This window comes from Streptomyces sp. NBC_00271 (assembly GCF_036178845.1).
Classification (GTDB): domain Bacteria; phylum Actinomycetota; class Actinomycetes; order Streptomycetales; family Streptomycetaceae; genus Streptomyces.
In genome coordinates this window covers 6,073,608-6,094,423 of record NZ_CP108070.1, presented here as the reverse complement: position 1 = coordinate 6,094,423, position 20,816 = coordinate 6,073,608, and the positions used below count along the sequence as shown (strand labels likewise).

Sequence of the window (20,816 nt, the reverse complement as noted above, 5' to 3'; positions counted from 1 at the left end):
GACCGACCGAAAATCGAGCCAAACCGGAAGCAAATACTCCCGCGTACTGGCGGCGTGCCGCCTTGCCGATACAATACAGACCAGTCGGTAAAATTCCAGTGGGCGAGAGCAAGGACCTGGTATGGCCACACAAGAGCGCGGGACGAGGTCGAGGCACTCGATCCTGGAGTCCGCGGCCCGCGTGTTCGACGAGCGCGGCTACGACGCGGCGAGCACCAACGACATCCTGGCCCGGACGGGCCTCACTCGAGGAGCGCTTTACCACCACTTCCCCTCCAAGGAAGCGATCGCCGTGGCCCTCGTGACCGCGCACAGCGAGGCGCTGGTGGTGCCGGACCAGGCGGTGAAGCTCCAGGCCGTCATCGACCTCACCCTGGAGTTCGCCCAGCGTCTCCAGCGCGATCCGGTGCTACGGGCCAGCGTGCGGCTCGCCGTCGAGCAGACGTCGTTCTCGCGGCCGCCGCAGACGGCGTACGAGCAGTCCGGCGCCGCCATACTCGCTCTGCTGCGGCAGGCCGAGGAGCAGGGCGAGATCCTGCCGGGCGTGGACATCCAGGAAGCCACGTCGACCATCGTCGGCGCCTTCACCGGCCTGCAGTTGATGTCCCAGGTCTACAGCAACCGCGAGGACCTGCCGGAACGCATCGGTGCGTTCTGGCGCTTCATGCTGCCCGGCCTGGCCACGCCCGGCATGCTCGGCCGCCTCCGCACCATCCCGCCGCCGGCCCGCGAGACGGCCTGACCCCCGCCCGGCACCTTCACACCCGAGTCCCACAACCGAGCCCCGCGCCCTGCCCCCACCCTGCACCGCGCCCCGCACCGCCTGCCGAACAACACACGGCGCCCCGAACGCGAACTCCCGGGCGGGGCCGCCTCACCCGTGACGGACCCGAGCCCGACACCTCACCCGGGCCAAGCCCCCCACCACGGGGCCCCTTCACATGCCACGGGTCCCCTTCTCATGCCGTCCCGTTCACAGGCACCGCCCCGCAACCGACCTCTGGACACCGAGGGCTCCACCCACACCCGGGCTCCAGCCCTCTCCCGCCTGCCGGACGGGGCCGGTGTCCCCCGGGTCCTGGGCCGCGTACCCAAGCCCTGCCGAGTTCCGCGCACCGGCCCTCAGGCCAACTCCGCCCAGGACGCGGGACCTTGAGGAGACCGCGGAGGCCCGCCCTCACCCCCGCTGCCGAACTCAGCCCGCCTCGGACCCGCTCCCCACCCGTCGTTCCTCTCCCGCCAGCCCCTCCCCGGCCAACGAGAACAACGGGCGCAGCAACACCCACAACCGCTTGGACGTCTTGGGGTCCCACCACTCCGCGTCCGTGTGCCCGAGCGACTCCAGCCCCGCGGCCACCACCACCGCCAGGTCGGCCAGATCCTCCGGCGCCGGCACGACGTCCCGGTGCGCGTCGACCACGCGCCTGCGCACCAATGCCAGTACGTCGTCACGCAACCGAGGCGGGTCCGCCGACCCGTCCACCGCCAGCTGTATGCCGGCCCGGACCAGTTCCTCCGTACGCAACGCCTCGCACAGGGCGACCAGGAGGCGCTCCGGGGCATCCTCCACGGGCCCCTCGAAGGCCTCGTCCATCAGCGCGACGACCCGCTCGTGCGCCTGCTCGTACACCGCGGCCGTCAACTCCGCGGTGGAGGAGAAGTGGTGATAGAGAGCCCCCCGGCTCACCCCGGCCCGGCGACAGATGTTGACCAGTCCCGCATCGGAGAGCCGGCCGTTCGCTATCAGTTCCGCCGCGGCACGGACGAGAGCCTGACGGGTCTGTTCGGACCGGGTCTGCATCAGGCTGCACCTGCCTATTCCTGCTCTTGGCATGAAGGAGCGCGCGGGTGCCCCGAAGGCGCCAGCAACAACCGGAATCATACAACCATGCCTGTTTTAGTCGACAGCCCCGTGAACCCGGACCTCCATTCAATCCCCATAAATCCTGCAGCTCTTACCCATGGACGGACTCTTGACGGCCGGGCGATCCCGTGACCACACCCCATCCGGAACGCCCGTCCACTCTTGACAATCAGACAAGTCTGTTTGTTACGTTGGCGATGGCCACGTTGCCCCGGCACCCAAGCGTCACCCGAGCGTCGAGGAGTCCGATGAGCAGCACGACCGCCCCCACCGCGCCCACCTCCACGACAGCGCCGACCTCACCGACCAGCCCGGTCTCCGCTGTCACCGCGGCCATCCCCCTGGTCGGCAGTGGATTCGGCGAAGCCCTGCACGAGGGCCTGGTCCGCGCGGCGGCCCGGATGTCGTCCCGCCCGGGCCACTCCCCCCTCATGTCGTCCACCACCACCCTGGGGTCCTGGGAGACCGGCGCCGTCCTGGACCGCTTCGCCGCCCGCCTCCCCACCGCACTCGCCCCCGCCGAGGCGGAAGTGCCCACCCTGCTCACCACGCTGACGGAGTTCGCCCGCACCGCCCTGGCCCGCGCCGCGGACACCACCCCCGCACCCATCCCCATCGCCCCGCCCGCCGCCTCCCCGCACCAGGTGGCCGCCGCGGTCGCCCTGCTCCTCGAGTGCGCCCTCCTGCACGTCCTGGAGAACGGCATCGCGCACCACGAGAGCGCGCTGCCCCGCGCGGTCGCGGTCGTCCGGCGCCTCGGCGAGGTCGTCCGGGAGGCAGGGGAGGGCATGTGGTCCGGCGACGACGGCCGCGGCGAGCGCCGCCGGCTGGCCCGGCAGCTGCACGACGAACTGGGCGGCGCCCTGTCCCTCGCCCGACTCAGCCTCGACGCCGCCGCGACCTGCGCTCCCGTCAGGACCGGCTCACCCACGCCTGACTCTCCCGGCGTCGTCGCGGCCCACCTCGCCACCGCCCAAAGCGCACTGGCCGCCGCGGCCAGGGAGAACCAGGCGCTCATCGACGGCGTGCGCCACCGCGCCGACCTGCCGCCCCTGCGCGAGGCCCTGGAGGCCTTCCTCGCGGGCCCCCGTCCCCGCGACGGCCGCCGTGTCCAGGCCTCCGTCGAGGTCATCGGTGACGAGTGGACCCTCTCCGAGCGGCACCGGGAGGAGACCTTCCTCGCTCTGCGCGAGGCCCTGCGCGACCGCCTGGCCCGCTCGGGCGCGCGCCGCGTGGACACCGTCGTACGCATCACCAGGCGCTGGCTGTACGCGAAGGTGACCGACGACGGCCACGGCCCCGCGGCGGGCTCCGCCGGCTCCGCCGATTCCGCGCGGGCCCTGCGCTCCCTCACCGACCGCGTCGAGGACCTCGGCGGCCGGACCGGCATCACCCCGGGCACCCCCACCGGCACCCTGCTGGAGATCCATCTGCCCCTGCGCAGACACCCCTGAGCCCCGCCCGAGGAAAACTGAGAGACAGAACACACTCCGACCGGCACCCCGGCCAACCCCACCCCGGCTCGCCCCCGGACCCGTACCGGAGACATGGAAAAGGGCCCATCGTCTTGACGATGAGCCCTTTTCGCTGGTGCGCGAGGGGGGAGTTGAACCCCCACGCCCTTGCGGGCACTGGAACCTGAATCCAGCGCGTCTGCCTATTCCGCCACCCGCGCATTGGGTGTGTCTTCGGTCTCTCACCAAGTGGTGCGAGCGCCTGTCGACATGCAGAAGATTAGCACGCTGTCCGGGGTGGAATCACATCCCTTTCCACGGCCACGGGCCCCGCCGGCACCGCACGTCTCAGGCCTAACCGGTTCACGTATCAACCTCGTACCGGTCCAGGCCATCTCCCCAGGAGCAGGACAGGGTGCACAGTCAGGTGCGGGACACTGGTCTCGGGTCGCCTCTACGATCCTTGGCAGGAGTAGTGCCGGGAAGTGTTCGAAGAGGAGCCCCGGAGGGAACTCCGGGAAGGGACTTCGGAAGGCGTCGACACCCGTCGACAGGGCCGACAGGGGGAACCAGCCGATTTCCCGACGCGTGGATACGATCAGTAAGCAGTACCAGCAGGACCAGGACGACTACGGCAGGCCGTGGGACACGGTGGGCCGTACGCAGTACGACATGGACAGCAGGCAGAACCAGGACGGTCACGAAGGAGGAGGTGCCCCATGGGAGTCCTGAAGAAGTTCGAGCAGCGTCTCGAAGGTCTGGTCAACGGCACCTTCGCCAAGGTGTTCAAGTCCGAGGTCCAGCCCGTGGAGATCGCCGGAGCACTGCAGCGCGAGTGCGACAACAACGCCACGATCTGGAACCGCGACCGGACCGTCGTACCCAACGACTTCATCGTGGAGCTGAGCACGCCGGACTTCGAGCGCCTCAGCCCCTACTCCGGCCAGCTCGGCGACGAGCTCGCCGGGATGGTGCGCGACTACGCCAAGCAGCAGCGCTACACCTTCATGGGACCCATCAAGGTCCACCTGGAGAAGGCGGACGACCTCGACACCGGTCTCTACCGGGTGCGCAGCCGTACGCTCGCCTCCTCCACCGACCAGCAGGCACCCGAGCGCGCCCCGGCGGGCCCGCCCCCCGGCCGACCCGGTGGCTACGGCTATCCGGCAGCCGCACCGAGCGCGGGTCCCACGGGCGCTCCCCCGATGCCGTCCGCGCCGCCGCCCGGCGTGCGCCCCGGCCCCTCGCCGATGGGCTCACGGCCCGGCGCGGCTCCGGGCCCGGCAGCCGGCGGCCGCATGCGGCACTGGATCGAGGTCAATGGCGCCCGCCATCAGATCTCCCGCCCGACGCTGGTGCTGGGTCGCAGCACCGAAGCCGACGTGCGGATCGACGACCCCGGCGTATCGCGCCGGCACTGTGAGATCCGGACCGGAACGCCCTCGACGATCCAGGATCTCGGGTCCACCAACGGCATCGTGGTGGACGGGCAGCACACCACCCGCGCTACGCTCCGCGACGGCTCGCGGATCGTCGTGGGCAGCACCACCATCATTTACCGGCAAGCCGAAGGGTGAAGCGGGGGCAATGTCAGAGCTGACCCTCACGGTCATGCGGCTGGGTTTCCTGGCCGTACTGTGGCTGTTCGTGATCGTGGCCGTGCAGGTCATCCGCAGCGACCTGTTCGGAACGCGCGTCACACAGCGCGGCTCGCGCAGGGACGCCTCCAGGCCGCAGCAGGCCGCGCGCCAAACCACACCACCTCCGCAGCGCCAGCAGCAGGCGGCGCCGCCGAGCGGCGGCGGTGGCCGACAGCGCCGCGGCGCCCCCACCAAGCTGGTCGTCTCCGAGGGCACTCTCACGGGAACGACCGTCGCGCTGCAGGGGCAGACCATCACCCTGGGCCGCGCGCACGACAGCACCATCGTGCTGGACGACGACTACGCGTCCAGCCGCCATGCCAGGATCTACCCGGACCGGGACGGCCAGTGGATCGTCGAGGACCTCGGCTCCACCAATGGCACGTATCTCGACCGGAGCCGACTGACGACTCCCACGCCCGTTCCGCTGGGCGCGCCGATCCGCATCGGCAAGACCGTCATCGAGCTGCGGAAGTAGTACGACAATGAGCGAGCGGAGCGAGCACGCAGCAGCGGTCCACACGACGGACCGCGGCGCGCTCCCGACCGGAGGGTGGGCACCGTGCGGATGTACCCGGAGCCGACGGGCGAGGTGCGCATGAGTCTGTCACTGCGCTTCGCCGCCGGATCGCACAAAGGCATGATCCGCGAGGGCAACGAGGACTCCGGTTACGCCGGTCCCCGCCTACTCGCGATCGCCGACGGCATGGGCGGCCAGGCCGCCGGTGAGGTCGCCTCCTCCGAGGTGATCTCCACCATCGTCGCGCTCGACGACGACGTCCCGGGCTCCGACATCCTCACCTCGCTGGGCACCGCCGTGCAGCGTGCCAACGATCAGCTGCGGATGATGGTCGAGGAGGACCCCCAGCTGGAGGGCATGGGGACCACCCTCACCGCACTCCTGTGGACCGGTCAGCGCCTCGGCCTCGTGCACGTCGGCGACTCGCGCGCGTACCTCCTGCGTGACGGCGTCCTCACGCAGATCACCCAGGACCACACGTGGGTGCAGCGCCTCGTCGACGAGGGCCGCATCACCGAAGAGGAAGCCACCACCCACCCGCAGCGCTCCCTCCTGATGCGCGCGCTGGGCAGCGGCGACCACGTCGAGCCGGACCTCTCCATCCGCGAAGTCCGCGCCGGCGACCGCTACTTGATCTGCTCCGACGGCCTGTCCGGCGTCGTCTCCCATCAGACGATGGAGGACACGCTCGCCAGCTACCAGGGCCCGCAGGAGACCGTCCAGAACCTCATCGAGCTCGCGCTGCGCGGCGGCGGCCCCGACAACATCACCGTCATCGTCGCCGACGTCCTCGACATCGACTCCGGCGACACCCTCGCCGCACAGCTCTCCGACACCCCGGTCGTGGTCGGCGCGGTCGCCGAGAACCAGCACCAGCACCAGCTGCACGACAACGGCGCCATGCAGACCCCCGCGGGCCGCGCCTCCAGCCTCGGCCGTCCGGTGCCCGGACAGGGCGGTGGCGGCGAGTTCGGCCCGCCCGGCAGTGGCGACACCACCGGTTACGTCTCGACGGGCGGCTACGGCGACTACTCCGACGAGGACTTCGTCAAGCCGAGCGCCGGACGCAAGTGGCTGAAGAGATCCCTTTACACCACGCTGGCCCTCGCCGTCATCGGCGGCGGTCTGTACGGCGGCTACCGGTGGACGCAGACGCAGTACTACGTCGGCACCCAGGACGAGCACGTCGCGCTGTACCGCGGGATCAGCCAGGACCTGGCCTGGGTCTCGCTCTCGAAGGTGGAGAAGGATCACCCCGAGATCGAACTCAAGTACCTGCCGCCGTACCAGCAGAAGCAGGTCAAGGCGACGATCGCGGAGGGCGGCCTCCAGAACGCCCAGAAGAAGATCAGCGAGCTCGCCACACAGGCCTCCGCGTGCAAGAAGGACGCCGAGCGCCGCACCGTCGACAGCCAGAACAACGCGAAGACCGGCACGGGCCAGGCAGGTGGAACCACGGGAACCACATCCACCTCTCTGACGTCCAAGGCCACGTCCAGCCCGTCCGCGACGCCGAACCCATCGAGCTCGGCACCGTCTTCGAAACCGTCCACATCCGCCGCACCCACTCCCACACCCGGCCCCAGCCTCTCCGACGAGGAGCAGAAGCTGGTCTCGCTGTGCGGTAAGCAGTAAGAAGCCGTGAGGGGCCCTGTCACACCATGAGCAGTAGTACGAACACGCCGACGCACCACACATCGACCATCGGTTCGATCGGCACACCGAGCCGCCGCAACACCGAGTTGGCGCTGCTGGTGTTCGCCGTTCTCATCCCGGTCTTCGCGTACGCCAACGTGGGCCTGGCCATCGATGAGAAGGTGCCGGCCGGCCTGCTGAGCTACGGCCTCGGCCTCGGCCTGATCGCGGGCGTCGCGCATCTCGGCGTCCGCAAGTTCGCGCCGTACGCCGACCCGCTGCTGCTGCCGCTGGCGACGCTGCTCAACGGCCTCGGCCTGGTGATGATCTGGCGCCTCGACCAGTCCAAGCTGCTCCAGTCGCTGCCCAACTTCGCCCAGGCGGCGCCCCGCCAGCTGATGTACACCGCGCTGGGCATCGGTCTGTTCGTCGCCGTGCTGATCTTCCTGAAGGACCACCGCGTCCTGCAGCGCTACACCTACATCTCCATGTTCGGCGCGCTGATCCTGCTCCTGCTGCCGCTGGTCCCCGGTCTCGGCGCCAACATCTACGGCGCCAAGATCTGGATCTCGATCCCCGGTCTTGGCACCCTCCAGCCCGGTGAGTTCGCGAAGATCATCCTCGCGGTCTTCTTCGCCGGCTACCTCATGGTGAAGCGCGACGCGCTGGCCCTCGCCAGCCGCCGTTTCATGGGCCTCTACCTGCCGCGCGGCCGCGACCTCGGCCCGATCCTGGTCGTCTGGTTCGTCTCCATCCTGATCCTGGTCTTCGAGACCGACCTCGGTACCTCGCTGCTGTTCTTCGGCATGTTCGTGATCATGCTGTACGTCGCCACGGAGCGGACCAGCTGGATCGTCTTCGGTCTGCTGATGTCGGCGGTCGGCGCCGTGGGCGTGGCGAGCTTCGAACCGCACATCCAGACGCGTGTCCAGGCCTGGCTCAACCCGCTGCACGAGTACAAGCTCAGCCAGGCCGGAACCCACGACGGCATCCTCCACTCCGAGCAGGCCATGCAGGCCCTGTGGGCCTTCGGCTCCGGCGGCACGCTCGGCACCGGATGGGGACAGGGCCACTCCGAACTCATCCGGTTCGCCGCCAACTCCGACTTCATCCTCGCCAGCTTCGGCGAGGAACTGGGCCTGGCGGGGATCATGGCGATCCTGGTCATCTACGGCCTGATCGTGGAGCGCGGCATCCGTACGGCGCTCGCGGCCCGCGACCCGTTCGGCAAGCTCCTCGCCGTCGGTCTCTCCGGCGGCTTCGCGCTCCAGGTCTTCGTCGTCGCGGGCGGCGTCATGGGCCTGATCCCCCTCACCGGTATGACGATGCCGTTCGTGGCCTACGGAGGCTCCTCCGTCATCGCCAACTGGGCGCTGATGGGCATCCTCATCAGAATCAGCGACACCGCCCGCCGCCCGGCCCCCGCACCCGCACCCAGCCCCGACGCCGAGATGACCCAGGTGGTCCGCCCGTGAACAAGCCCCTGCGCCGGATCGCGATCTTCTGCGGACTCCTCGTCCTCGCCCTGCTCATCCGCGACAACTACATCCAGTACGTCCAGGCCGACAGCCTGCGGACCGACACGCTCAACCGCCGCGTCGCCATCGAGCGGTACGCCACCCCGCGCGGCGACATCATCGTCGACGGCAACCCGATCACCGGAGCCACCAAGTCGGCGAAGAGCGGCATCAACGACTTCGAGTACAAGCGCACCTACAAGGACGGCGCGATGTGGGCCCCCGTCACCGGGTACGCCTCCCAGGCCTTCGGCGCCACCCAGCTGGAGAGCATCGAAGACGGCATCCTCACCGGCAACGACGACCGGCTCTTCTTCCGCAACACCCTCGACATGATCACGGGTAAGAAGAAGCAGGGCGGCAACGTCGTCACCACCCTCAACGCCGCCGCGCAGAAGGCCGCGTACCAGGGCCTGCTGAAGCAGGGCAAGGGCGCCGTCGCCGCGATCGACCCGGAGACCGGCGCGATCCTCGCCCTCGCCTCCACCCCGTCGTACGACCCGTCGACCTTCGCCGGGAACTCGTCGAGCGTCGACAGCAAGGCGTGGACGAAGCTGCAGAAGAAGAACAACCCCGACGACCCGACGCTCAACCGGGCGCTGCGCGAGACCTACCCGCCCGGCTCCACCTTCAAGGTGGTCACCGCGGCCGCGGCGCTGCAGAACGGGCTGTACACGTCCGCGGACCAGAAGACGAACTCGCCGCTGCCGTACACCCTGCCGAACACCAAGACCGAGCTGAAGAACGAGGGCAGCATCCCCTGCAAGGACGCGAGCATGCGCATCGCGCTCCGCTACTCCTGCAACACCGTCTTCGGCAAGATCGGCGCCGACCTCGGCAAGGACAAGATGCTGTCGGAGGCCGAGAAGTTCGGCTTCAACGCCGAGCAATTCACGCCGGTCCGCTCGAACGCCTCCGTCTTCCCCAAGTCGATGGACAAGCCGCAGACCGCGCTCAGCTCCATCGGCCAGTTCGAGACCGCCGCGACCCCGCTGCAGATGGCCATGGTGGCCTCCGCCGTCGCCAATGACGGCACCCTGATGAAGCCGTACATGGTCGACAAGCTGCAGGCCCCGAGCCTGGACGTCATCTCGCAGACCGAGCCGCAGAAGATGAGCGAGCCGCTCTCGAAGGACAACGCCCAGATCCTGCAGTCGATGATGGAGACGGTCGTCAAGGAGGGCACGGGTACCAAGGCGCAGATCCCCGGCGTCACCGTCGGTGGCAAGACCGGCACCGCCCAGCACGGCGTCGCCAACAGCGAGAACCCCTATGCCTGGTTCATCTCGTACGCGAAGCTCGCCGACGGCAGCTCTCCGGTCGCCGTCGCCGTGGTGGTCGAGGACGAGAGCGCCAACCGGGACGACATCTCCGGTGGTGGTCTCGCCGCCCCCATCGCGAGGAGCGTGATGAAGGCAGTCATCGACAGCAAGAAGTGACCCCTGTCACGTCCCCTTCACATCGGTGCACGTTGCGATACCGGTCCTGTATCGGGTGACGGGCTTGGCCAGGTCACAGAAGCCGAGCCGGGTACGGTATGCCCGGACGGCACACCGCCGGACCACACAAGTGTGCGGTCGGGACCGACGGAGAGGGCTGGTAGGTAGCTATGGAAGAGCCGCGTCGCCTCGGCGGCCGGTACGAGCTGGGCCAGGTGCTCGGTCGTGGTGGCATGGCGGAGGTACATCTCGCCCATGACACCCGGCTCGGCCGCACCGTGGCGGTGAAGACGCTGCGAGCCGACCTCGCACGCGATCCGTCGTTCCAGGCCCGGTTCCGCCGGGAGGCCCAGTCGGCCGCCTCGCTCAACCATCCCGCGATCGTCGCCGTGTACGACACGGGTGAGGACTACATCGAGGGCATCTCCATCCCGTACATCGTGATGGAGTACGTCGACGGGTCCACGCTGCGCGAGCTGCTGCACTCGGGCCGCAGACTGCTCCCCGAGCGGTCCATGGAGATGACCATCGGCATCCTCCAGGCCCTCGAGTACTCGCACCGCGCCGGAATCGTCCACCGCGACATCAAGCCGGCGAACGTCATGCTGACGCGCAACGGCCAGGTCAAGGTCATGGACTTCGGTATCGCCCGCGCCATGGGTGACTCCGGCATGACGATGACGCAGACCGCCGCGGTCATCGGCACCGCCCAGTACCTCTCCCCGGAGCAGGCGAAGGGCGAGCAGGTCGACGCGCGCTCGGACCTCTACTCGACCGGCTGCCTCCTCTACGAGCTGTTGACCGTGCGTCCGCCGTTCGTGGGCGACTCCCCGGTCGCGGTGGCGTACCAGCACGTACGCGAGGAGCCGCAGCCGCCATCGGTCTTCGATCCCGAGATCACGCCCGAGATGGACGCGATCGTCCTGAAGGCACTGGTCAAGGACCCGGACTACCGCTATCAGTCCGCCGACGAGATGCGCCAGGACATCGAGGCCTGCCTCGACGGCCAGCCCGTCGCCGCCACGGCCGCCATGGGCTCCGTGGGCTACGGCGGCTACCCGGACGACCAGGCCACCACGGCACTGCGCTCCTCGGACGCCCAGGCCACGTCCATGCTGCCCCCGATGAACCCGGACGAGGGCGGCTACGGCTACAACAACTACGACGACCGCCCGGCCCGCCGCCGCCAGCAGAAGAAGTCGAACACCTCGACGATCTTGCTGGTCGTGGCGGGTGTGCTGGTCCTGGTCGGCGCGATCCTGATCGGGAAGTGGATGTTCGGGGGCGGCGGGGTGAGCAACAACAGCGTCACCGTGCCCAACCTCGTCAGCCAGTCGCAGAAGGAAGCCACCCAGCTGGCCACCAACGCCGAGCTGAAGGTTTCGATCACCAAGAAACCCTGCGAGAACGAGAAGACGGGCAACGTCTGCGACCAGGACCCCAAGGCGGGCGTGAAGGCCACCAAGGGCGACACCATCAGCCTGGTGGTGTCCACGGGAGCGCCCAAGGTCGCGGTGCCCAGTGTCCTCGGCAAGAGCCTGGACGACGCCAAGACGATCCTCCAGGGCGACGGCTACCAGTTCGAGGTCAAGACGAAGGCCCAGGAATCCACGGAGACCCCGGACACCGTCCTGGAGCAGTCCCTGCCGCTCGGCAAGGAGGTGGAGAAGGGATCGACGATCACCCTCACCATCGCCAAGGCCGCCGAGAAGGCCACGGTCCCGGACGTCACCGGCAAGTCGTGTGACGAGGCCAAGGCCGCGATGACGGCCAACAACCTGGTCGGCAACTGCACCGAGATCGACGTGGCCGACCCGAACCAGGCCGGCAAGGTCGTCTCGACCGTTCCGGCGATCGGCAGCTCGGCCGACAAGAACTCCAGCGTGAACATCCAGATCGGCAAGGCGCAGGCCCAGCAGAAGCAGGTCCCGAGCGTCTTCGGCAAGACCGTCCAGCAGGCCAAGCAGATCCTGCAGCAGAACGGCTTCAACAACATCCAGTTCGCCGACGGCAGCGATTCGAGCGACAACGCGTTCGTCATCAACCAGGACCCTGCGGCGGGAACGCAGGCAGACCCGAACGCCACGACGATCACCCTCACCACCCAAAGCTTCGGCAACAACGGCGGCAACAACAACGGCGGCAACGGCTTCGGCGGTCTCACCGGAGGCTGACGCAGCGGTTGGAACAGCGGTCGAACGAACTGTGCCCCGCCCGGGAATCCTCCCGGGCGGGGCACAGTTCGTTCGCGTTCGGTCGAGTCGTTTGACCGGCCCGCCTCAGCCCAGTTCCTTCGGCGGCGTGCGCGCGCTGTCCACCTTCTGCACGCGCTCCAGCTCGCCCCACACGATGTAGCGGTACTCCGACGTGTAGACCGGCGTGCAGGTCGTCAGGGTGATGTAGTGGCCCGGCTTCGTCTTGCCCGACTGCTTCGGGAGCGACTGGAGGACCTTGACGTTGTACTTCGAGGTCTCCGGGAGGATCGAGAAGACCTTGTAGACGTACCAGTCGTCCTTGGTCTCGAAGACGATCGGGTCGCCCTTCTTTATCTTGTCGATGTTGTGGAACTTGGCGCCGTGGCCGTCGCGGTGGGCGGCGAGCGTGAAGTTGCCCGTCTTGTCGGTCATCGGCAGCGTCGCCTTGACGGGGTCGATGTAGTAGCCGGCGACACCGTCGTTGAGGACCTTCGTGGAGGTGCCCTTCTCGACCAGCACCTCGCCGTTCTTCATGGACGGAACGTGCAAAAAGCCGATGCCGTCCTTGGTGTCCAGCGCACCCGGGCCGCTCTTGTCCTGGGCCCAGTTGTCGCGGACCTTGTCACCCTGCTTGTCGGCCTTGCGGTCCGCGACGACGTTCGTCCACCACAGCGAGTAGACGACGAACAGGCCGAGCACCAGGCCCGCGGTGATGAGGAGTTCACCCAGGATGCTGACCGCCATCGCGATCTTGCTCGCCCCACGACGCTTCGGAGCGGCCGTTTCGGCGTCGGCGTCGGCCTCGGCGCGCTCGTCGTGGTCGGTCCTCGCTGCCACTGTGCATCTGCCCCGTCTGGTCTGTCTCAGGTTGTCTCACGTGCTGGTGCCCGACGGGGCTCCTATCCGAGGAGCGCGTCCGGCTTGCCCTTGCTGCGCGGGCGTTCCTCGACCATCTTGCCCCACACGATCATGCGGTACTTGCTGGTGAATTCCGGCGTGCAGGTGGTCAGTGTGATGTAGCGGCCCGGCGCCGTGAAACCGGACCCCTGGGGGATCGGATCCAGCACCTTCGTGTTCGACGGGGACGTCACCGGCAGGATCGACGTCATCTTGTAGACGAAGTAGTCGTCCTGGGTCTCGACCACGATGGAGTCGCCGGGCTTGAGCCGGTTGATGTACCGGAACGGTTCTCCGTGCGTGTTGCGGTGCCCCGCGAGACCGAAGTTGCCGGTCTTGGCGTCCGGCATCGCCGTCTTCAGGGCTCCCTCGCCGTAGTGACCCACCATTCCGCGGTCGAGGACCTTCGACTTGCTGGTGCCCTCGGCGATCGGAGCGACCACGTCCAGCTTCGGGATGTGCAGGATGGCGAAACCCTGCCCAGGCTCGAACGTCCCCGGACTCCGCTTGCCGCTCGCCCAGTCCTCCTGGAGGTGGTGCGCGGCACTGCCCGCCTGCTGGTGCGCCCGCACGTTCGACCACCACAACTGGTAGGTCACGAACAGCAGCATCAGGACGCCGGTGGTGATGAACACCTCGCCGATCAGCCGGCTGACGAGGACGGCCGCACCCGGCTTCCGCGCGCGCGCCGCCCGCCGGGCCTGAACACGGCTCAGCGGGGCCTCAGCGGCCCTCTCCGCCGACTCCACCGACTCCTGGGCACCCGGGGACTCCTGGGGCTCCTGAGCCCCTCCGTGGCGCCCGTGGCGCCGCGCCGCCTTGCGCCGCGCCGCACGGCCCCCGGGAGCGGGCATCCCCTCGTTCGTGGCCCGACCCGCCAACTGCTCGGCCCTGCGCCGCGCCTCGGAGATCTCCGAGGCGCGCAGCGCCACGGTCTCGTCGTCCAGCTTCGGGGCCGCGACGACCGGTTCGGCGTACACGGGCATGGGTCTGGTGGGCGGTGCGCCGTAGGCGGGAGCAGGATCCTGCGCACCTCCGGGCACCCCCTGCCAGTCGGGCGCGTACCCCTCGGGGCCGTCCGCGGCGTACTGGTGCTGTCCCTGACCGGACCACTCCTGGCCCGGCAGCGGATCGGTGAGCGGATCCGCGAGCTGCTCGACCGCGGCCTCGAACGCGCCGGGTCCCCCGTACGGCTGCTGCCCGTACGAGGACCCGTCGTCTCCGGTGCCGCCGTAGGCGGCGCCGGACTCGCGCTCGGGGCGCAGGGCGGTCACGCCGTGGCCCTGCCCACCACCGGGGCGAGCCCCACCGACCTCGCCACGGCACCCTGGTCGCCGCACTCCACCAACCAGTTGGCGAGCATCCGGTGACCGTGCTCGGTCAGCACCGACTCGGGATGGAACTGCACACCCTCGACCGGGAGTTCACGGTGGCGCAGCCCCATGATGATCCCGTCGTGGGTACGGGCGGTGACCTCCAGCTCGGCCGGGACGGTCTCCGGCTCGGCGGCCAGCGAGTGGTAGCGGGTCGCGGTGAAGGGGGACGGCAGTCCGTCGAAGACCCCTCTGCCCTCGTGCTCCACCAACGACGTCTTGCCGTGCAGCAGCTCGGGCGCCCGGTCCACGACACCGCCGTACGCCACCTGCATCGACTGCATGCCGAGGCAGACGCCGAAGACGGGGACGCCCGTGTCCGCGCAGTGGCGGACCATGTCGACGCAGACGCCGGCCTGCTCGGGAGCGCCGGGGCCGGGTGACAGCAGTACGCCGTCGAATCCGTCCTGGGCGTGCGCGGTCGAGACCTCGTCGTTGCGCAGCACCTCGCACTCGGCGCCGAGCTGGTACAGGTACTGGACCAGGTTGAAGACGAAGCTGTCGTAGTTGTCGACGACGAGAATCCGCGCGCTCACTGGTTGTCCACCGTCACATCGTTGAAGGGGAGCAGCGGTTCGGCCCACGGGAAGACGTACTGGAAGAGTACGTAGACCACCGCGAGGACGAGCACGAGTGAGATCAGCGCCTTCACCCATGCGTTACCCGGCAAATGCCGCCAGATGAAGCCGTACATGCTGTCCCTTCCGTCGCATCACGGCACCAGAGCCACGCCCTACACCATCGGACCCACGCCGTACGGGACCAGACTAACGGCGTAGCGCCTGAGGTTTCCCGGCCTCCACGGGCTGCGTGGAATCCAGGTGGGCCCAGACGATCAGCCGATGGCTGTGTCCCCACTCCGGATCGCACGTGGTCAGCGTGAGATAGCGGCCCGGAGCCGTGTACCCGGACTTACGTGGCACAGGATCGATCACCTCAACGTCCGTGGGCACTGTTTTGTAGGGGCCTTTGTCGATCCGATACGTGAACCAGGTCGTCCCGTCGGTCAGCACCACCGCGTCCCCCCTGCGCAGCTGGGGAAAGTCCTTGAACGGGTCGCCGTACGTGCGCCGGTGCCCCGCGACGGCGAAGTTCCCCTCCTGCCCGAGCTGGGCCGTCCCCCGGTAGTGGCCGAGCCCCTTCTGCAGGACGCTCGTGCCGGTGCCTTCGAGTACGGGCTTGTTCCACGTGAAACCAAGACGGGGGATATACATCACCGCGAAGGGCTTGCCGTAGGCGTAGGGGCCCGGGGCCTTCGGGCTCTCGGTCGTTCTCGCCGTCGGCGTCTTCGGGTTCCCGGTTGCCGGGGTGGTGGTCGGGGTGGTGGTCGGGCTGCTCGGAGGCGCCTTCGACCGCTGCGCGACCGATCCCTTCGACCACTGCTTCTGGAGCTGGTCGATCTGGTGGTTCATCTCGCTGTCGGCCTTCACGCCCGTCCAGAACAGGACGTAGACCACGAAGAGCACGATGAGCGTGCCGATGGTGATGCACAGTTCGCTCACTGTCCGGACGAGCACTCGCACCGACACGGGACCCCCAGCGGCAGCTGCTTCAGCCACTACTCCACAGGTTTTGCGTAGTGGAGATCCACTGTGCCCGAGTAGCCGGGAAGAGTCACCGTCCCGTTCTCCTCGACTTTCCAGCCGAGCCCGTAGACGTTGACGTACACCATGTAGTTCTGGATCGCCGGAGAGTCGGCGAGGGCCTTCTGGAGCTTCTGGGGGTCACCGATCGCGGTGATCTTGTACGGGGGCGAGTAGACCCGGCCCTGGAGGATCAGGGTGTTTCCGACGCAGCGCACGGCGCTGGTGGAGATCAGCCGCTGGTCCATCACCTTGATGCCCTGGGCGCCACCCAGCCACAGGGCGTTCACCACGGCCTGCAGGTCCTGCTGGTGGATAACCAGGTAATCGGGCTGTGGCTCGGGGTAGCCGGGCAGCTTGGCCGTGGCGTTCGGCGGTGCGTCATTGAGGGTGACCGTGACGGCCTTGCCCTTGAGCTTCTGGGTGCCGGTGTTCTTCTCCAGCGCGGCGAGCTTGGCGGTGTCGGCCTCGCTGCCGCCGTTCTCCCGCCCGGCGAGCGTGTCGACCTCGTCACGCAGGACGCCGTTGGACTCGTCCAGCGACGCGTTCTTGTGGCTGCGCTCCTGGATGAGGTCGGAGAGCTTCAGCAACGACGCGTCCGTGCGAATATTGGTGCCCTTGGCCGTGTTGAAGCTGGTGAAGAAAATCAGCCCGGCGAGCGCGAAGACGGCGACGGTGAGTACACGTACGGGCCGGAAACGGCGCGTAACGGCAGGACTCGAACCCGTCCCGGGGGAGTCGGCAGAATTGCTCAACGTACCCTTATCTCCTTCGGCGCCGCGGAAGCACTACGCTAACGGACGCCCGGGGGAGCGCTCAGTGTCCCCTTGTACGCTGCCCCGGAGCCCGCCCCAGTTCCCTGCGCGGCCACGCAGCGCATCGACAGGAGAGACCCTCGTGCCGAAGTCACGTATCCGCAAGAAGGCCGACTACACGCCGCCCCCGGCGAAGCAGGCGACCAACATCAAGCTGACCAGCCGCGGCTGGGTCGCACCCGTCATGCTGGCCATGTTCCTCATCGGCCTCGCCTGGATCGTCATCTTCTACGTGACGGACGGCTCGCTGCCCATCGACGCCCTCGGCAACTGGAACATCGTGGTCGGCTTCGGCTTCATCGCGGCGGGATTCGGCGTCTCCACGCAGTGGAAGTAGCTCTGCCCAGGGTTATCCACTGAGTTATCCACAAGAGTTTTCCACAGGTGGAAAACTAAGACGATCTGTGGATAACTCATCCGGGGTTGACGCCGGTGTGACTGACCTACCGGGATCCGCAAACCTGTTCGCCCCCTGTCCGACCTGCGAAAACTCGGGTCAGCGACAGGGGGCACAGCTGTTCCCACACAGCGTGCACAAGATCCACCACGGTCTGTGGACAACACAGCTCTCCCAGGCTTCTCGGGTGAGCCGAGCGGTACCTCAGGTGAGCTGAGCCGTCCTGACCAGCGTCGCGACGACCACCGCGGCCAGGACCACGGCACACACCCCGTACTGGATCAGGGCCCGTCGCTCGCGCGGGGCGTGGACCATGGCGTAACCGACGACGACACCACCGACGAGTCCGCCGATGTGGGCCTGCCAGGCGATGTTGCTCCACCCGAAGGTGAAGATCAGGTTGATCACCAGCAGGGCGATCACGGGCCGCATGTCGTAGTTGAGCCGGCGCATCAGGACGGCGGTCGCGCCGAAGAGGCCGAAGATCGCGCCGGAGGCGCCGAGTGAGGCCTTTTCCGGGGCGACGAGGAAGTAGCTGAGTGCGCTGCCCGCGAGGCCCGAGACGAAGTAGAGGGTGAGATAGCGGGCACGGCCGAGGGCCGCTTCCAGGGGGCCGCCGATCCACCACAGGCTGAGCATGTTGAACAGGATGTGGACATAGCTGCCGTGCAGGAACATCGCCGTCAGCATGCGGTACCACTGGCCCTCGGCGACGCCCTCGGCCGAGCCGAGCAGCGGGATGTACGCGTGACCGATGAGGTAGAAGCGGTCGGTGAAGCCGTCGCCCACCGACCGCTGGACCAGGAAGACGGCGAGGTTGAGCCCGATCAGGATCTTGGTGACGAGCCGGGGGTCCGCGGCGATGGTGCCGCCCGCGAGGGTGCGGGGCTGCGAGGCGGACGGCGCGTGGCCCGTACCGGAGCCGGCGCGGACGCACTCGGGGCACTGGAAGCCCACGGAGGCACTGATCATGCACTCGGGGCAGATGGGGCGCTCGCAGCGGGTGCAGCGCACGCCGGTTTCACGATCCGGATGCCGGTAGCAGGTGGGCAGGGCCTGGGCGTCCTGATGCCCCTGGTCCTGCGGGCCCTGCGGGTTGCCTGGCGCCTGGTCCATGGGGTCCCCTCAATCCGGTCGTACGCAATGCACCGCCCCGCCCATCCTTACGGATGAGCGGGGCGTTTGGTTCCCTGCGGGAGCCCTCGGGACCTTCGGGTCCTTGGGCCTCAGCCTTCGTCTCAGCCTTCGCGGGGTTCAGCCCTCGCGGGTCTCAGCCCTCGCGGGGTGGGTCTCAGCTCTTGCGGGTCTCGACGACGACCGACTCGATGACGACGTCGTTGACCGGGCGGTCGGTGCGCGGGTTGGTCTGGGTGCTCGCGATGGTGTCCACGACCTTCTGGCTGGCCGCGTTGGTGACCTCGCCGAAGATGGTGTGCTTGCGGGTCAGCCAGGCTGTCGGGGAGACGGTGATGAAGAACTGCGAGCCGTTGGTGCCGGGGCCGGCGTTGGCCATGGCCAGCAGGTACGGCTTGTCGAAGGCGAGCTCCGGGTGGAATTCGTCCTCGAACTGGTAACCGGGGCCGCCGGTGCCGTTGCCCAGCGGGTCACCGCCCTGGATCATGAATCCGCTGATCACCCGGTGGAAGACCGTGCCGTCGTAGAGCTTGTCGGTGGACTTCTCACCCGTCTCCGGGTTGATCCACTCACGCTCGCCCGTGGCAAGCTCGACAAAGTTCCGGACCGTCTTGGGCGCGTGGTTCGGCAGAAGCCGGACTTCGATGTCGCCTTGGTTGGTCTTCAGGGTGGCGTAAAGCTGCTCAGCCACGATCTGCCTTCCGTTGCCTTCTTTTGACCCCCCGATCCTCGCACGGACCGGGCCGCGCGTCGCTCGACCACCACCTCCGAGCGAATATCCGGGGTCGCCCTTGCGGAAATCCCATCGAGTCCTTGCGTGGACGGGACGCGAAGCGACGATCCGTGGCATTGTCGGCGACAAGCTCCTGTTGCCCCGTATGCCCTATCTCGCATGCCTCGCGGCCCCTCGGGGGGCATGATCTCGAACAGGGCGGAAAGGTGAACCGTGCCCCCTTTGGGGTACTCGAACGCCCACGTACGCCACCGAGGAGGAGGAAGACCCGTGACCCGCATTGACAGCGTGCGCGCCGCGACCGGCTCGGCGAAGGACAGCGTGCTGCACGCCGCGGAAGTGGTGGCGCCTTACGCCGACACGGCCAAGGACCGGGCCTCGTACTACGCGAACGAGGCACTCGTACGGCTCGCGCCCAAGGTGTCGCTGGCCGCAGAACAGGCCCGCGTCCAGTACGGCGCCCATCTCGCGCCGCGCCTTGAACAGGCCCGTACGCATGTGCCGCCGAAGGTCGATCAGGCCGCCGTCCGTACCCGGCAGGCGGCCGTGCAGGCCGCCGAGTACACCAGGCCGAGGATCGAGCAGGCGGTGGCCGCCGCCCAGCCTGTACGTGAGGAGGCCGCATCACGCGGTGTGGCGGCCATCGCCGCGCTGCGCGGACAGGTCTCGCCCCAGGAGATCCAGAAACTGGTCCGCAAGCACGAGCGGCGCGCGAAAGCCGGCCGCGTCGCCAAGGGGCTGCTCGTTCTGGGGATTCTCGCGGGCGGCGCCTTCGCCGCCTGGAAGTGGTGGGACAAGCAGGCCAACCCCGACTGGCTGGTCGAGCCGCCCGCCGCGACGGAGGTGCCCGAGACGGGCCGTCTGTCCTCGGTCGACGGCACTGGCCTGTCCGACCTGGACCCCGAGGTCCAGGCCAAGCAGGCCGAGGAGGAGACGGACCGCGACGACCGCCGCTGACCCCGGACCAGGAAAACGGGCCCTGAGCAAGGGCAACAACATCGCCGTGGGGCAGGAGACTTGAGAGTCTCCTGCCCCACGGCGATGTTTCACGTGGAACCGGCGGAACCGGCGAACCGGGGCGGCGGAACCGGCGGAGTGGAACCGAACGACGGACCCGTGGGCGCGGCACGCGAACAAGCCGATTTACGCCTTCCGCCACGATGCCGTTTGCAACGACCGATGCTCACAACATCCACACAGACTCTCTTCACCCTGCGCATTGCCATGATTACGCATATCTGCTTACAGCAGCTCACGGGATGCTTCGACGGCGGCGCGGACCGCCCCCCTGCCACGTAGGCCACCGGCGGGGCGCCATCGACGCCCGCACGCAAGCCGATCGTTTGCGCAAACAACTGCAACGACTGCGAAGCCTGCCGCGTGACTCAGGTCACCGAAAAACAAGAACCGGCCAGCCGCCTCGAAGGGCGTCTGACCGGTCCGGGATGTGGAGCCTAGGGGAGTCGAACCCCTGACATCTGCCATGCAAAGACAGCGCTCTACCAACTGAGCTAAGGCCCCGGAAGACAGGCGTCCAGCCGGTGGAATCGGATACCGGTGGGGCGCCGCAGACCAGAGTACCGGGTCACCCCCGGGATCTCGCAAAAAGATTGGGGGTCC

Annotated in this window: 20 protein-coding genes and 2 tRNA genes; 11 read left to right on the top strand and 11 right to left on the bottom strand. The window is 68.3% G+C overall.

What is annotated here, in order from left to right; translation table 11 throughout:
* The first annotated feature begins 121 nt into the window (after positions 1–121).
* Positions 122–742 carry a ScbR family autoregulator-binding transcription factor gene (locus OG798_RS27815; RefSeq protein WP_054236402.1) on the top strand — a complete coding sequence of 207 codons (621 nt, stop codon included), beginning with the start codon at positions 122–124 and terminating at the stop codon, positions 740–742.
* Between the two features lie 453 nt (positions 743–1,195).
* Here the strand turns inward: OG798_RS27815 and OG798_RS27810 are convergent, their stop codons facing one another.
* Positions 1,196–1,801, bottom strand: coding sequence for a TetR/AcrR family transcriptional regulator (locus tag OG798_RS27810; protein WP_328757867.1), 606 nt, complete (start codon positions 1,799–1,801; stop codon positions 1,196–1,198).
* Positions 1,802–2,112: 311 nt separating this feature from the next.
* Here OG798_RS27810 and OG798_RS27805 point away from each other — a divergent pair, with 311 nt between their 5' ends.
* Positions 2,113–3,318 carry a sensor histidine kinase gene (locus OG798_RS27805; protein ID WP_267062335.1) on the top strand — a complete coding sequence of 402 codons (1,206 nt, stop codon included), beginning with the start codon at positions 2,113–2,115 and terminating at the stop codon, positions 3,316–3,318.
* Positions 3,319–3,452: 134 nt separating this feature from the next.
* Here OG798_RS27805 and OG798_RS27800 read toward each other — a convergent pair.
* A tRNA-Leu gene (locus OG798_RS27800) sits at positions 3,453–3,539 on the bottom strand.
* 367 nt (positions 3,540–3,906) lie between these two features.
* On the opposite strand from OG798_RS27800, the gene OG798_RS27795 reads away from it, so the two are divergent.
* The 7 genes from OG798_RS27795 to pknB all read left to right on the top strand — a co-directional run bounded on the left by OG798_RS27795 (position 3,907) and on the right by pknB (position 12,243).
* On the top strand, positions 3,907–4,050 hold the full coding sequence (locus OG798_RS27795; protein ID WP_179436504.1) for a hypothetical protein: 144 nt from the start codon (positions 3,907–3,909) through the stop codon (positions 4,048–4,050).
* A complete protein-coding gene (locus OG798_RS27790; RefSeq protein WP_097225354.1) occupies positions 4,038–4,895 on the top strand; it encodes an FhaA domain-containing protein in 858 nt (285 codons plus the stop codon). The genes OG798_RS27795 and OG798_RS27790 overlap by 13 nt, the downstream gene beginning before the upstream one ends.
* Positions 4,896–4,905: 10 nt before the next feature.
* Complete coding sequence (locus OG798_RS27785) at positions 4,906–5,436, top strand: FHA domain-containing protein FhaB/FipA (protein WP_095853669.1); 531 nt, start codon at positions 4,906–4,908, stop codon at positions 5,434–5,436.
* Between the two features lie 90 nt (positions 5,437–5,526).
* Complete coding sequence (locus tag OG798_RS27780; RefSeq protein ID WP_328760088.1) at positions 5,527–7,113, top strand: Stp1/IreP family PP2C-type Ser/Thr phosphatase; 1,587 nt, start codon at positions 5,527–5,529, stop codon at positions 7,111–7,113.
* 26 nt (positions 7,114–7,139) lie between these two features.
* On the top strand, positions 7,140–8,588 hold the full coding sequence (locus OG798_RS27775; RefSeq protein ID WP_095853670.1) for an FtsW/RodA/SpoVE family cell cycle protein: 1,449 nt from the start codon (positions 7,140–7,142) through the stop codon (positions 8,586–8,588).
* On the top strand, positions 8,585–10,069 hold the full coding sequence (locus OG798_RS27770) for a peptidoglycan D,D-transpeptidase FtsI family protein (RefSeq protein ID WP_097225356.1): 1,485 nt from the start codon (positions 8,585–8,587) through the stop codon (positions 10,067–10,069). The genes OG798_RS27775 and OG798_RS27770 overlap by 4 nt, the downstream gene beginning before the upstream one ends.
* 170 nt (positions 10,070–10,239) lie before the next feature.
* Entirely contained in the window at positions 10,240–12,243 is a 2,004-nt protein-coding gene (gene pknB, locus OG798_RS27765; RefSeq protein ID WP_121415598.1) for a Stk1 family PASTA domain-containing Ser/Thr kinase, read from the top strand.
* A gap of 105 nt (positions 12,244–12,348) precedes the next feature.
* Here the strand turns inward: pknB and OG798_RS27760 are convergent, their stop codons facing one another.
* The 6 genes from OG798_RS27760 to OG798_RS27735 all read right to left on the bottom strand — a co-directional run bounded on the left by OG798_RS27760 (position 12,349) and on the right by OG798_RS27735 (position 16,872).
* Positions 12,349–13,101, bottom strand: coding sequence for a class E sortase (locus OG798_RS27760; RefSeq protein ID WP_257039139.1), 753 nt, complete (start codon positions 13,099–13,101; stop codon positions 12,349–12,351).
* Positions 13,102–13,163: 62 nt separating this feature from the next.
* Positions 13,164–14,435 carry a class E sortase gene (locus tag OG798_RS27755; protein WP_095853673.1) on the bottom strand — a complete coding sequence of 424 codons (1,272 nt, stop codon included), beginning with the start codon at positions 14,433–14,435 and terminating at the stop codon, positions 13,164–13,166.
* Positions 14,432–15,070, bottom strand: a complete 639-nt coding sequence (locus OG798_RS27750) for an aminodeoxychorismate/anthranilate synthase component II (RefSeq protein ID WP_267062334.1) — start codon at positions 15,068–15,070, stop codon at positions 14,432–14,434. The genes OG798_RS27755 and OG798_RS27750 overlap by 4 nt, the downstream gene beginning before the upstream one ends.
* Positions 15,067–15,228, bottom strand: coding sequence for a hypothetical protein (locus OG798_RS27745; RefSeq protein WP_179436505.1), 162 nt, complete (start codon positions 15,226–15,228; stop codon positions 15,067–15,069). Before OG798_RS27745 ends, OG798_RS27750 begins: the two co-directional genes overlap by 4 nt.
* 73 nt (positions 15,229–15,301) lie before the next feature.
* The gene (locus OG798_RS27740; RefSeq protein ID WP_267063875.1) at positions 15,302–16,057 is read right to left on the bottom strand and encodes a class E sortase; all 756 of its coding nucleotides are present in this window, start codon (positions 16,055–16,057) and stop codon (positions 15,302–15,304) included.
* Positions 16,058–16,092: 35 nt separating this feature from the next.
* Entirely contained in the window at positions 16,093–16,872 is a 780-nt protein-coding gene (locus tag OG798_RS27735; protein ID WP_095853674.1) for a DUF881 domain-containing protein, read from the bottom strand.
* Positions 16,873–17,014: 142 nt separating this feature from the next.
* Between OG798_RS27735 and crgA the strand changes: the two genes are divergently transcribed.
* The gene (crgA, locus tag OG798_RS27730; protein ID WP_054236413.1) at positions 17,015–17,269 is read left to right on the top strand and encodes a cell division protein CrgA; all 255 of its coding nucleotides are present in this window, start codon (positions 17,015–17,017) and stop codon (positions 17,267–17,269) included.
* 264 nt (positions 17,270–17,533) lie between these two features.
* On the opposite strand, the gene OG798_RS27725 is transcribed toward crgA, so the two are convergent.
* Both OG798_RS27725 and OG798_RS27720 read right to left on the bottom strand, forming a co-directional pair.
* Positions 17,534–18,445 (bottom strand): rhomboid family intramembrane serine protease, encoded by a 912-nt coding sequence (locus OG798_RS27725; protein WP_267062333.1) that lies wholly within the window; start codon positions 18,443–18,445, stop codon positions 17,534–17,536.
* A gap of 175 nt (positions 18,446–18,620) precedes the next feature.
* On the bottom strand, positions 18,621–19,154 hold the full coding sequence (locus OG798_RS27720; RefSeq protein ID WP_095853676.1) for a peptidylprolyl isomerase: 534 nt from the start codon (positions 19,152–19,154) through the stop codon (positions 18,621–18,623).
* Positions 19,155–19,466: 312 nt separating this feature from the next.
* On the opposite strand from OG798_RS27720, the gene OG798_RS27715 reads away from it, so the two are divergent.
* On the top strand, positions 19,467–20,153 hold the full coding sequence (locus OG798_RS27715; protein ID WP_095853677.1) for a DUF5324 family protein: 687 nt from the start codon (positions 19,467–19,469) through the stop codon (positions 20,151–20,153).
* Positions 20,154–20,644: 491 nt separating this feature from the next.
* Here OG798_RS27715 and OG798_RS27710 read toward each other — a convergent pair.
* A tRNA-Ala gene (locus OG798_RS27710) sits at positions 20,645–20,717 on the bottom strand.
* Between the last annotated feature and the right edge of the window lie 99 nt (positions 20,718–20,816).